Annotated in this window: 10 protein-coding genes; 1 reads left to right on the plus strand and 9 read right to left on the minus strand. The window is 66.7% G+C overall.

What is annotated here, in order from left to right; all coding sequences use genetic code 11:
* Positions 1-14: 14 nt before the first annotated feature.
* The 4 genes from BMX65_RS20040 to BMX65_RS20055 all read right to left on the minus strand — a co-directional run bounded on the left by BMX65_RS20040 (position 15) and on the right by BMX65_RS20055 (position 5142).
* On the minus strand, positions 15-1085 hold the full coding sequence (locus BMX65_RS20040) for an ABC transporter ATP-binding protein (RefSeq protein WP_075001718.1): 1071 nt from the start codon (positions 1083-1085) through the stop codon (positions 15-17).
* Positions 1086-1097: 12 nt separating this feature from the next.
* The gene (locus tag BMX65_RS20045) at positions 1098-2075 is read right to left on the minus strand and encodes an ABC transporter permease (protein ID WP_075001719.1); all 978 of its coding nucleotides are present in this window, start codon (positions 2073-2075) and stop codon (positions 1098-1100) included.
* A 137-nt stretch (positions 2076-2212) separates the two neighbouring features.
* Positions 2213-4012, minus strand: a complete 1800-nt coding sequence (locus tag BMX65_RS20050) for an ABC transporter substrate-binding protein (protein WP_075001720.1) — start codon at positions 4010-4012, stop codon at positions 2213-2215.
* 95 nt (positions 4013-4107) lie between these two features.
* Positions 4108-5142 (minus strand): ABC transporter permease, encoded by a 1035-nt coding sequence (locus BMX65_RS20055; RefSeq protein WP_075001721.1) that lies wholly within the window; start codon positions 5140-5142, stop codon positions 4108-4110.
* A gap of 489 nt (positions 5143-5631) precedes the next feature.
* On the opposite strand from BMX65_RS20055, the gene BMX65_RS20060 reads away from it, so the two are divergent.
* Complete coding sequence (locus BMX65_RS20060) at positions 5632-6633, plus strand: hypothetical protein (protein WP_075001722.1); 1002 nt, start codon at positions 5632-5634, stop codon at positions 6631-6633.
* A 103-nt stretch (positions 6634-6736) separates the two neighbouring features.
* Here BMX65_RS20060 and BMX65_RS20065 read toward each other — a convergent pair whose 3' ends face one another.
* From BMX65_RS20065 to BMX65_RS20085, 5 genes are all read right to left on the minus strand, one after another.
* Positions 6737-7798, minus strand: a complete 1062-nt coding sequence (locus tag BMX65_RS20065) for an ABC transporter ATP-binding protein (RefSeq protein WP_075001723.1) — start codon at positions 7796-7798, stop codon at positions 6737-6739.
* Positions 7791-8768, minus strand: coding sequence for an ABC transporter ATP-binding protein (locus BMX65_RS20070; protein ID WP_019354458.1), 978 nt, complete (start codon positions 8766-8768; stop codon positions 7791-7793). The genes BMX65_RS20065 and BMX65_RS20070 overlap by 8 nt, the downstream gene beginning before the upstream one ends.
* 17 nt (positions 8769-8785) lie before the next feature.
* Positions 8786-9730, minus strand: coding sequence for an ABC transporter permease (locus BMX65_RS20075; protein WP_019354459.1), 945 nt, complete (start codon positions 9728-9730; stop codon positions 8786-8788).
* Positions 9723-10652, minus strand: coding sequence for an ABC transporter permease (locus tag BMX65_RS20080; protein ID WP_019354460.1), 930 nt, complete (start codon positions 10650-10652; stop codon positions 9723-9725). Before BMX65_RS20080 ends, BMX65_RS20075 begins: the two co-directional genes overlap by 8 nt.
* An 86-nt stretch (positions 10653-10738) precedes the next feature.
* The gene (locus BMX65_RS20085; protein WP_075001724.1) at positions 10739-12349 is read right to left on the minus strand and encodes a peptide ABC transporter substrate-binding protein; all 1611 of its coding nucleotides are present in this window, start codon (positions 12347-12349) and stop codon (positions 10739-10741) included.
* Between the last annotated feature and the right edge of the window lie 301 nt (positions 12350-12650).

Here is a 12650-nt window from a genome sequence, read left to right on the forward strand (position 1 = left end):
TCCCTCTGCCCGGCCTAGCTCAGCCTGGGCTTGATCTGCTCGACGAAGAACGTCCGCTTCTGCTCCGCCGTCAGGTGGCAGGCGGCACCCCGGCCGTCCGGAAGCTGCGGCCGGTCGGCGGTGCAGGACGCGCCGGCGACCTCGTCCACGAAACCGCAGCGCGGATGGAAGGCGCAGCCGGGCGGGGGCGCGAGCAGGCTGGGCGGGGTGCCGAGGATCGGTGAGAGCTCCTCGTTCACGTCCCCCGTCAGCCGGGGCATCGACGTGAGCAGGCCCCAGGTGTAGGGGTGCTGCGGCGCCCGCAGCACCTCCCCGACGGAGCCCCGCTCGACGGCCCGGCCGCCGTACATCACCAGGATGTCGTCCGCCACGTTGGCGATGACGCCGAGGTCGTGGGTGATGAAGATGATCGCGGAGCCGAACTCCTGCTGGAGGTCCTTGAGCAGGTCCAGGATCTGCGCCTGCACGGTGACGTCGAGCGCGGTGGTGGGCTCGTCGGCGATCAGCAGGTCCGGGTTGCACACCAGCGCCATGGCGATCATCGCGCGCTGCCGCATACCGCCGGAGAACTGGTGCGGGTAGTCGTCGACCCGCATCTTCGCGTTCGGGATGCCGACCTTGTCCAGCATCTCGACGGCGCGGCGCTGCGCCTCCCGCTTGGAGCAGCCCGTGTGCTTGCGGTAGGGCTCGGCGATCTGCCGGCCGATCGTGTAGTAGGGCGAGAGCGCGGTGAGGGCGTCCTGGAAGATCATCGCCATCTTGTTCCCGCGCAGCGACTCCAGGGTCTTCTCCCGCGCACCGGTCAGCTCCTGGCCGTCCAGCATGATCTCGCCGGAGACGGTGGTGGTGCGGGGGTTGTGCAGTCCGAGGATGGACAGGTTGGTGACCGACTTGCCGGAGCCGGACTCACCCACGATGCCGAGGGTGCGACCGCGTTCCACGGCGAAGGAGAGCCCGTCGACTGCCTTGACGGTGCCGTCCTCGGTGTCGAAGTGCACGTACAGATCGCGCACCGAGAGGAAGGCGTCCCCGTCGCCGGCGCCGCGCGGGCCCGGTACGTCGGCTTCCTTGGTCAGGGTGGTCATGTGCCGGTTCTCCTAGGACAGCCGCACGCGCGGGTCGATGAACGCGTAGGCGGCGTCCACGATGATGTTGAAGAGGATGATGAAGGTGGCCGCGAAGAGCATCACGCCCATCACCATGGGCAGGTCGGTGTTCTGCACCGAGTTCACCGCGAGGGTGCCGAGCCCGGGCAGCGAGAACGTCCACTCCGTGATCATCGCGCCGCCGAACAGCGAGCCCATGTCGACGCCGAAGATGGTGACGATGGGAATGAGCGAACCGCGCCAGGCGTAGCGGAAGAAGACGTACTTCCCCGACATGCCCTTGGCCCGTGCGGCTTTGACGTGGTCCTCCTGCAGTTGCTCGATCATCGAGGACCGGGACAGACGGGTGTAGTTCGCGGTGAAGATGATCTGGATGACCAGCCAGGGGAGCAGCAGTCCCAGGAACCAGCCGACCGGATCCTGCGTCAGCGGAACGTACTTGGGCTGGTCGAGCAGCTCCAGGTTGTAGACCACCAGCGCGAGCACAAGCGGACCGATGAAGTAGATCTGCATCGAGGAGAGCAGCAGCGACATCGAGCTGAACGCCTTGTCGATGAGCGTGCCCTTCTGCCAGGCGGCGATCATGCCCGCGCCCAGCCCGATCACCAGGAAGACCACGGCACCGCCGATGGTCAGCGAGACGGTGGTCGGGAAGCGGTCCAGGATGGTCTGCCAGACCGGGTCCTGGTTGGCGAAGGAGTAGCCGAAGCACGGTGCGGGGCAGTCCCCGACGTTGAACTGCCGGCCGGCGACGATGCCGACCATGAAGTGCCAGTACTGCATGGGGATCGGTTCGTCGATGCCCATGTTCTTGCGGATGACCGCGAGCGCGTCCGGCGTGCAGTTCTTGCCGCAGGCCAGCGTCGCCGGGTCCCGTGGGACGGCGTAGAAGAGGAAGAAGGTGACGGCGCTGATGATCAGCAGGATCACCACGGCGCCGAGCGACCGGCGGATGAGGAATCGCAGCATGACGGAACGCAGCTCTCGTGCGACAGCGGAATCGAGACGTGCGGGGCAGCGGGGTCCGGACGAGCGGACTCCGGGCTCCGCCGCCCGGCCCTGCGGGCCGGGCGGCGGAGGCGGCGCCTACCGGCGCCGGGCGGGTGCTACTTCTTCACGTACAGCGACGTCGGCTGGATGTCGTGCAGCTGCTCGTCGTAGTACATGCCGCCGATGTTCGAACCGGAGAGCTGGACGGCCTTGTAGTAGTGCATCGGCACGGCGGGCACGTCCTCGGTGAGGATCTTGTCCGCGAGCTTCTGCCACTCCTCGGCCGCCTTGTCCGCGTCGGACAGGGACCGGATGCGGTCCATCTCCTTCTCGAACTTCGGGTTCTTGTGGTGCGAGTAGTTGGCGGAGCCGTCCTGCACCTGGCGTCCGTCGAACAGGTTCGGGATGACGGTCGAGGAGCTCGGCCAGTCGGCACCCCACGAGTTGTGGTAGATGTCGTAGCCGTTCTTGACCTTGCCGATCTGGTCGTAATAGGTGTCCTGGATGATGTCCTTCTTCTGGACGTCGAATCCGGCCTTCTCCAGGTTCTGCGTCGCGGCGACGGCGAACTTCTGCCACTCGGGGGAGTTCTGGTAGGCGAAGGTGAGCTTCATGCCCTTCTTGCCGGACTCCTTGAGCAGCTCGGCCGCCTTCTTGACGTCGCCCTGCGGGTTCTTCAGCTTGTCGAAGGGGTCGGTCTTCTTGTGGCCCACCAGGGTCGGGCTGATGTAGTTGCCCGCCATCTCCCCGCCGCCGGCGCCGCCGAAGGCCGAGACGATGGACTGGTTGGGGATCGCGTAGGCGATGGCCTGCCGGACCTTCTTGTTCTTGATCCGGTCCATGTTGATGTTCAGGTAGCTCACGTAGGACTGGTAGCCGGACACCGAGCGCTTCTTGATCTCCGGGTCGGTGCGCACCTTCTGCAGGCTGGAGGCGTCGACCTGGTTGGTGAAGCTGGTGGCGGTCTGGTTCTCACCGGCGTCCGACATCAGCCGCTTGGTGGAATCCTCGAAGGAGACACCGAACTGGATGTTGAACGCATCCGGGTACTGGTGCCGCGCCGGGTCCGTCTTGGCGTCCCACTCCTTGTTGCGGACCAGCTTCATGCTCTTGCCGGACTTGAACGACGCGATCTTGTACGGGCCGCTGCACAGCGGCTTCTTGTCGTACTTCTCCTTGGTGTCCTCCTTCTCGGACACCGCCGCGTAGCCCGCCATGGCCAGCGCGTAGGGCAGCTCGGCCTGCGGCTTCTTGAAGTGGAAGATGATCGTCTTGTCGTCCGGAGTCTCCAGGACGTCATCGGGCAGGTGCTTGCCCTTGTAGGGGCCGTCCTTGAGCATGTCGCGGTACTTGGCGCCGCCGGTGTCGGCCAGCCACTGCTGGATGAAGGTCGGGCCCTCGGTGATGAAGGGGGCGAACGTCCGCTCGATGGTGTGCCGGATGTCCTTCGAGGTGATGGCCGAGCCGTCCTCGAACTTGACCCCGTCCTTGAGCTTGTACGTCCAGGTCTTGCCGCCGTCGGACTGCTGGCCGCTGTCGGTGGCCAGGTCGCCCACGACCGCGTACTTGTCGCCGCTGACCCGCTTGTAGGTGGTCAGACCGCGGTGGATCAGCGTGGCGAGGGCGCCCTCGTCGCTGACGTAGATCTGCGCGGGGTCGAGGTGGGCGAAGCTGTCGCGCTGCAGCACCTTGATGGTGCCGCCCTTGCGACCGCCGTCGACCTCCTCGGCCGGGCCCTTGGAGCCGGCGGCGTCGGCGAAGGTGTAGGAGACGTCCGAGCCCTGCTGCTTGGTCTTCTCGTCCTTGCCCTCGCTGTCGTCGCCCCCGCCGCCGCTGCTGCAGCCGGTGAGGAACAGCGCCCCGGCGGCGAGCGCCGCGAGGGAGGCACGCGCCGTGCGTATGCTCACTCTGCTCATGGTGGTGTCTGCACCTGCCTGTCGGTTGTCCGTCGCTGCCTGACTGATGCCGTACGGGGTGGCAGCACCCCCCACCACTCGGTCGCGCCTGGCCCTCATCGGCCGGACTTCGGGTCGAACGCGTCCCTGACCGAGTCTCCGAGCAGGTTGAATGCGAGGATGAAGATCACCATCGCACCGCCCGGGAAGAACATGTAGGTGATGTCGCTCTGGTAGATCTCGGCGCCCGTCGCGAACATCCGGCCCCAGTCGGGGGTGGGTTCCTGCAGGCCGACGCCGAGGAAGGAGAGTCCCGCGATGGCGGTCACGTTGTTCGGCAGCATGTAGGTGGCCTGCACCAGGATCGGCGTGACGAGGTTCGGCAGCAGTTCCTTGCGGACGATGCGGCCGGGCGGGGTCCCGGCGACCCTCGCGGCCTCGATGAACTCCCGCTCCCGCAGGGACAGCGTCTGGCCGCGGAGCAGCCGGGCCAGTGTCATCCAGCCCAGCAGCCACATCACGTAGATCAGCACGCAGGCGCGCAGCCAGGTGGGCATCTCGTCCCGCGGGTCGACCAGCAGCGCCGCCACCACCGGGGTGAAGGCCACGAAGAAGAGCTGGTTGGGGAAGGACATCATCAAGTCGGTGAACCGGCCGAGGAAGTAGTCGACCTTCCCGCCGAAGTAGCCGCCCACGACCCCGATCACGATGGCGGTGAGCACCGACAGCAGGGTGATGATGATCGCGAGCGAGAGCGAGGTGCGGATCCCGTAGATGAGCTGGGTGAAGACGTCCCGGCCCAGGCCCGGCTCCAGTCCGAACCAGAATTCGCCGTCGATGCCGCCGTTGGGCTTCATCGGGTAGAAGTTCTCGTTCAGCAGCCCGGGCCGCAACTGCCCGTAGCGGGTGTAGGGATCCTTGCCGTACAGCTTCGCGATCACCGGTGCCAGAGCCGCGATCAGGAAGAAGGCGAGCACGATGCACGCCGAGATCACGCCTGTGCGGTCGCGCTTGAAGCGCATCCACATGAGCCGTCCGGGGGACCGGCCCGCGAGTTCGTCCTTCTTGGCAACTCGCGTAGAACTCGGACCCGCGTCCTCGGGACCAGGGGTGTCGGACCCGGCTGCCGCAGCCTGGGAAGTACTCGTCATCGCGTGTGTGCTCCCGCGCTCAAATCTCGCCGGAACCCGAATCGTTGGGCGTGATGCGGGTGGGTTGAGCCGGACTTTGGCAAGCGGGTTACGTGCCAGTCAAGGGGTGTTGGACGGGCTCGAGGCTGTCCACCGCTTTCTTGAGCGAACGTTGCGCAGATCGAGGTGGCAACGTGCTTGACATCACATCCGGCTGACGGACAGAGCCGTCCAGACCGCCAGGAATCGTCTTAACGGTTCCGCAACACGGCCGTCTTCTCACCGATATCCGAAGCAGCCGCCCTGAAGTGCGTACGGAATCCAACTCCTCCGTATGGCTGAACACTTGGAGTTCCCACGCGCGAGCGGTGCACATCGTGCGAAGATGGACGGGCGGTCGCAGTGCCGTGCGGCGCGGCGCCAGGGGGCGCTTGTAGCCGGACGGCGATCACGGGTAGACACGGACGGATCCGGGGACATCGCGACACCGCACATACGGGGGGCCGAGCCATGGGCCAGGACAGGACACTCTCGCGCGGGGCGCGCGCCTTCGGGGCCCTGCTGACAGCCGCCCTCGCGCTGATCAGCCTCGTGTGGATCGCCCGGGACTTCACCAAGGCCCACGAGGTCGTCGACGTCTGGTGGAACTGGGCGGGGCTCCCCGCCCGCGCCGAGGACGGCGTATGGGTCACCTCGTTCCTCGAACCGACGCTCGTGCTGCTGTACTCCGTCGCCGCCGTGACGGCGTTCCGCTCCTCCTCCTCCGCGGCGATACTCACCTGCACCGGACTGCTGACCGTGGCCGTGCGCGCGCCGGGCCTGTGGAACCTCAACGCCGACTGGATGCAGGGCGTCCCGGGCGGGCTGCTGAGCAAGGTGCTCTTCAGCACCATCGCCGCGGTCGTCATCGGGGCCGTCCTGGTCATCACGGCGACAGCGGGCCGCCGCCCCGCCCACGCCGTCTTCGACGGGTACGGCCCCGGAGCGTACGGCCCCGACGGCCGGAAGGAGCCCGACCCCGCAGACGGCCCCCCGGCGGGGCCCACCCGGAGCGGCGCCGTCGCCGCCTTCCTGCTGCTGGGAACCTGCGGTGTGGTGCTCGCCGCCTGGGAGATACGCACCTGGCAGCAGTACGGCTGGGACCGCTACGCGCACACGCTCACCGGCGAGCGCGCGATCGTCCGGCTGCTGGACGCACCGACCGGCTGGACGCTGTGGGCCGTCGTCGTGCTCAGCCTGGTGACGGCGACGGCGGCCCTCGGCGGTGCGCCCTTCTCCCGCCCGCTCGGCCTGATCGCCTCCGCGCCGCTGCTCGCCCTCGGCGTCTTCGGGGTGGCCTTCACGCTCAGAATGGACTTCTTCGACCACCTCGACACCCTCGGTATCGAGAGCCGGCTCCGCGTGCTGACGAACGTGTTCGAGGTGGTCGCCGGACTCGCCGTGCTGCTGGCCCTCACCAAGGGCACGGTCCGCGACTCCCCCGCCGCCGTCCCTCCCCGGACCGCCACCTGACGACTTCCTGACCGGGCCGGACCGGAGGCCGCTCAGCGCGGCGGCGGCGCACCCCGCCGCGGGCACCCGCACACCGGAGGCGGATCCGGAACCACGCACGCACTCAGCGGCTGGAGGGTGGGATCACCGCGGTGCGCTCAGCCGCGAAGTGGCAGGCGGAAGGGTGGTGCACGGGCTGCTCCGGCAGGGTGTCGGCGAAGTTCTCCGGCAGTGCCAGGGCCGGTTCCTCGACGGCGCAGCGCTGCTGGGCCTTCCAGCAGCGGGTGCGGAAGTGGCATCCGGAGGGCGGATCGGCCGGTGAGGGCACGTCGCCCTCCAGCACGATCCGCTCCCGCCCGTCCTCCGTCTCCGGGTCGGGCACCGGAACGGCCGACAGCAGTGCCTGGGTGTAGGGGTGCGTGGGGTGCTCGTAGATCTCGGTCTCGGTGCCGATCTCCACGATCTTGCCGAGGTACATCACGCCGACGCGGTCGGAGATGTGCCGGACGATGGACAGATCGTGGGCGATGAACATGTAGGAGAGCCCGAACTCGTCCTGGAGCTGTTCCATCAGGTTGACCACCTGCGCCTGCACCGACACGTCCAGCGCCGAGACCGGCTCGTCCGCCACGATGATCTCCGGACGCAGCGCCAGCCCCCGCGCGATCCCGATCCGCTGCCGCTGACCACCACTGAACTGATGCGGATACCGGTTGATGTACTCGGGATTCAACCCGACCACGTCCAACAACTCCTGCACCCGGCGCCGCCGATCCCCCTTCGGCGCCACCTCCGGATGGATGTCGAACGGCTCCCCGACGATGTCCCCCACCGTCATCCGCGGATTCAACGACGTGTACGGATCCTGGAACACCATCTGAATGTTCCGCCGCACCGCCTTCAACGCCCGCCCCGACAGCTTCGTGATGTCCTCACCCTTGTACCGGACGGTCCCCGAAGTCGGCCGCTCCAGGTTCATCAGCAGCTTGGCCACCGTCGACTTGCCGCAGCCCGACTCCCCCACGATGCCCAGCGTCTCGCCCGGGTACAGGTCGAAGGAGATACCGTCCACGGCCTTGACCGCGCCGATCTGCCGCTTGAAGAGGATGCCCTGCGTCAGCGGGAAGTGCTTGGCCAGATCCCGCACCTCCAGGATCGGCTCGGAATTCTCGCGCCGCTCAGGCATCGATCGTCTCCTTCCAGAAGTGGCACGCGCTGCCGCGGGCGTCGTCGACCTCGGCGAGCGGGGGGAGCTCGGTGCGGCAGATGTCCCGCGCCGCCGGACAGCGCGGATGGAAGGCGCAGCCCTCCGGCACCTTGGCCATGTTGGGCGGCAGCCCCTGGATGGCGTACAGCTCCTGGCCCTTGCGGTCGAGCCGCGGGATGGATTCGAGCAGGCCCTTGGTGTAGGGGTGCGCCGGGGCCCGGTAGAGCTCCTTGACCGGCGCCGTCTCCACGATCCGGCCCGCGTACATCACCGCGATCTTGTCGGCCACGTCCGCCACCACGCCCAGGTCGTGCGTGATCAGGATGAGCCCCATGTTGTACTCGCGCTGCAGGTCGGCGAGCAGGGCCATCACCTGGGCCTGCACCGTGACGTCCAGCGCCGTCGTCGGCTCGTCCGCGATGATCAGGTCCGGCTCCAGCGCCAGCGCCATCGCGATCATGATCCGTTGCCGCATACCCCCGCTGAACTGATGCGGATAGTCGTTCACCCGGGCCTTGGCCGCGGGGATCTTCACCCGCTCCATCAGCTCGATCGACCGGGCCTTGGCCTCCTTGCGGCCCAGCCCCTGGTGGACGCGGAACATCTCGGCCAGCTGGTACCCCACGGTCAGCACCGGGTTCAGCGACGAGAGCGCGTCCTGGAAGATCATCGCGATCCGGGCGCCGCGGATCTTGCGCCGCTCCTCCTTGGACATGGTGAGCATGTTCTCGCCGTGGAAGAGGATCTCGCCCTTGGGTATGCGCCCCGGCGGCATGTCGAGGATGCCCATGACCGCCTGCGCGGTCACCGACTTGCCCGAACCGGACTCGCCCAGCACCGCCAGCGTCTCACCGGCCTCGACGCTGTAGTTGACGCCGTTGACGGCCTTGACGACACCGTCCCGGGTCTGGAAATCGACGTGCAGGTCGCGCACTTCGAGGAGGGTCATGTCTTCTCCCGCCTCCCTCAACGGCTCTTCGGATCGAGGGCGTTGCGGACCGCATCGCCGAGCATGATGAACGCCAGCACGGTGAGGGACACCATGACAGCGGGGGAAATCAGAATGTGCGGCGCGGTACGCAGCGCGTCCTTGCCGTTGGAGACGTCCACACCCCAGGAGACCGCGGGTGCGGCCAGGCCGATGCCCAGGTAGGAGAGGGTCGCCTCGGCCGCGATGTAGCCGCCGAGCGCCGTCGTCGCGACGACCACCACAGGAGCGAGCGCGTTGGGCACGATGTGCCGGAACATGATCCGTACCGTGCTCGCGCCCAGTGACTTCGCCGCATGCACGTAGTCGCTCTGCTTGACCGTGATCACCGAACCCCGGGCCACCCTGGCGATCTGCGTCCAGCCCAGGAAGAGCAGGGCGGCGATGACGACCCACAGGTTGCTCTTGGTGAAAGTGGTGAGCACGACCATGGCACCGAGCAGGAAGGGGATGCCCTGGAAGATGTCGGTGATCCGGGAGAGCACGCTGTCCAGCCAGCCGCCGAAGTACCCGGCGACCAGGCCGACGATGCCACCGACCAGCGTCACCGACAGCGTCACCAGTACACCGACGAGCACGGAGGCCCGGGCGCCGTGGACCATGCGAGCCCACACGGAACGGCCCTGGGTGTCGTACCCGAACCAGTCCTCGCCGAAGAAGTGGGTGTAGCGGGGCTCGCCCTGGTAGTGGTGCGTCAGGTCGCCCACCGTCGGAGAGGCGGAGGTGAACCAGCCGGGGAAGGCGACCATCGTGAGCAGCAGCACGATCAGCACGGCCGAGATGACGAACATCGGGTTGCGCCGAAGGTCCTGCCAGGCATCTGTCCACAGACTGCGGCCCTTGGCCGGCTTGGCGTCCGCGCCCGAGGGGTCGGGCTGCGGATCCGTGGACGCCGATGCGGGCACGTTCAGGGTCTCAGTCATAACGGATCCTCGGGTCCAGGACCGCGTAAAGCAGGTCGACGAGCAGGCTGGCGACGAGATAGACGATGACGATCAGCGTGGCGATGCCGACGACCGTGGAGCCCTCGCGCCGGTTGAGCGCTTCGAAGATGGTGTTGCCGACACCGTGCACGTTGAAGATGCCCTCGGTGACGACCGCACCGGCCATCAGCGCGCCGATGTCGGTACCGAGGAAGGTCACCACCGGGATGAGCGAGTTGCGCAGCAGGTGGACTCCGACCACCCGGCGGCGCGGCAGCCCCTTGGCGATGGCGGTGCGTATGTAGTCGGCCCGCAGGTTCTCCGCCACCGAGGTGCGGGTGAGCCGGGTGACATACGCCAGCGAGAGCGCGGCCAGCACGATGGCCGGCAGCATCAACTGCCCGATGTCCCTGGAGTCCTGCACAGTGGGGGTGAGCCAGTCGAGCTGGAAGGCGAAGAGGTACTGGAAGAGGTATCCGAGCACGAAGCTGGGGATCGAGATCAGCAGCAGCGTGAAGATCAGGACGATCCGGTCGAAGGCCTTGTCGGCGAACAGGCCGGAGACCATGCCGAGCAGCACACCCACCACGACGGTGAAGACGAACGCGAAGAGCGTGAGCCGGATCGTCACCGGGAACGCCTGCTCGATCACCTCGGCCACCGGCCGCTGGGTGGCTATCTGGGTACCGAAGTCCCCCTGGAACAGACCGGTGAGGTAGTTCCAGTACTGGTGCCACAGGGGCAGGTCCATCCCGAGCTGATGCTTGATGGCCGCGATCTGTGCGGGGTCCGGCTTCTTTTCACCGTAGAGCGCCGCCACGGGGTCGCCGGGCAGCGCGTACATCATGCTGAAGATCAGCAGAGTCGACCCGATGAAGACCGGGATCATCTGGAGCAGTCGCCGCGCGACATAGCGCCCCATAGTGCCTCCGTAACGGAAAGAGGATTCAGGCGACGGCCGGGGCCGCCCGCGTCCGTGCGGGCAGCCCCGGCGTCAGCGACGTGCTGCTACTTGACGGTGATGTCGGTGATGAGGACGTTGCCGTCGAAGCCGACCTTGACGCCGTCGATGTTCTCGCCGTGCACGATGTTGGCCGCGTAGTCCCACAGCGGGATGGCCGGCATCTTCTTCAGCAGTTCCTTCTCCGCCGCCTGGTAGTCCTCGACGGAGGCGTCGAGGGAGTCGGCGTGGTCGCCCTTGGTGAAGAGTTCGTCGACCTTCTTGTCGGAGAACCGGCCGTAGTTGGTGGAGGCGCCGGTCTTGTACAGGTCCTGCATGAAGTTGATGTTCAGCGGGTAGTCCGCGAGCCAGCCGCCGCGGTAGGTGCCCTTGACCTTGTCGGCCTGGCGGGCCTCGAGGTCGGTCTGGAAGTCGGGCTTGGAGTCACCGACGCACTTGACCCCGGTGGCCTTGGTGATGCTGTTGCAGACCGCGGTCACCCATTCCTTGTGGCCGCCGTCGGCGTTGTACTGGATCCAGATCTTGTTGCCCGGGATGCCGCCGCCGTCCTCGATGTACTGCTTGGCCTTCTTCGGGTTGTAGGACAGCACATCGGTGTCGAGCTTCTGGTAGCCCTTGACCTGGGGCGGCGTGAAGCCCTTGGAGGGTATGCGGGTGCCCTGGAGCACGGTCTTGGTGATCGTCTTGCGGTCGATGGCCATCGACAGACCCTGGATCACCTTGGGGTCGACGTCCTTGAACGGCTTGGAGTAGAAGGCCGGGACGATGCTCTGGGTGCCGGCGTAGGGCACGTCCAGGGCGCGGTCACCGAAGTCGGCCTTGCGCTTGGGCAGGTCCTTGGGACCGACGCCGTCGACCAGGTCGAGGTTGCCGGAGAGGGCGTCCTGGTAGGCGGACTCCAGCTTGGAGTAGTTCTTGAACTGGATGCCCTTGTTCTTGGCCTTGTTGGACCCCTTGTAGCTGTCCACGGCCTTGACCTGGATCAGCTTGTTGTGGGTCCACTTCTGGAACTCGTAGGGGCCGTTGCCCACCGGCTTCTGACCGAAGCCCTTGGGGTCCTTGTAGAACGACTCGGGCAGCGGGGTGAAGGTCTTGTAGCCCAGCTTGTACTCGAAGTACGGGACCGGCTCGGACAGCTCGATGGTGAAGGTCTGGTCGTCGACGACCTTCAGCCCGGACATCTCGTCCTTCTTCGGGTCGCCCTTCTCGGGGTGGACGTCCTCGTAGCCCTTGATGTCGCCGAACCAGTAGCTGTTGGCCTGCTTGTTCTTGACGTTGGCCATCCAGTTCCACGCCTTGACGTAGGACTCGGCGGTCACGTCCGTGCCGTCGTGGAACGTCCAGCCCTTCTTGAGCTTGACGGTCCAGGTCTTGTTGTCCTTGGTGTCGACCGACTCGGCGTTCATGTTGGTCAGGCCGCCCTTGGCGTCGTAGCCGACCAGCCCGGTGAACAGCGCGTCGATGACGTAGCCGCCGAACTTCTCGTTGGTGTTGGACGGCATCAGCGGGTGCTGGGGCTCGCCGTTGAACATCGAGACGTACCCAGCGGGCTTCCCGGCGGCCGAGCCGCCGTCACCGTCCGAGCCGCCGCAGGCCGTGGCCGCCAAGGCCACCGCCGCCGCGAGAGCGGACCACTGCATCGTCTTCGCGCCGCGCATGGGGCGTCCTCCTCAGAGTTTTCGCCAAGAGAAAGGGGGCGGTGCCCGGACCCGACAGTTCCGCCGGATCAACACAACACGCCCCCACGCTCGCGGAGTCGGCGCCCATATGACGGTGCGTGACTCTCTAACCCGAGCTCGATGACTTCACTATCCGCCTTCACCCCCCTGTTGAACCAGAGTCAAGGAGTCTCATTTTGATTACACATGCAACTTCTTATCCGTTATTCGGAGAGTGGCCCTGCACCAATACGGATCAACCGGACAATCCCCTGAGAGGATTCTCTGTTCACCGGACATG

Origin of the sequence: Streptomyces qinglanensis (genome assembly GCF_900111245.1) — a bacterium.
Lineage (GTDB): Bacteria > Actinomycetota > Actinomycetes > Streptomycetales > Streptomycetaceae > Streptomyces > Streptomyces qinglanensis.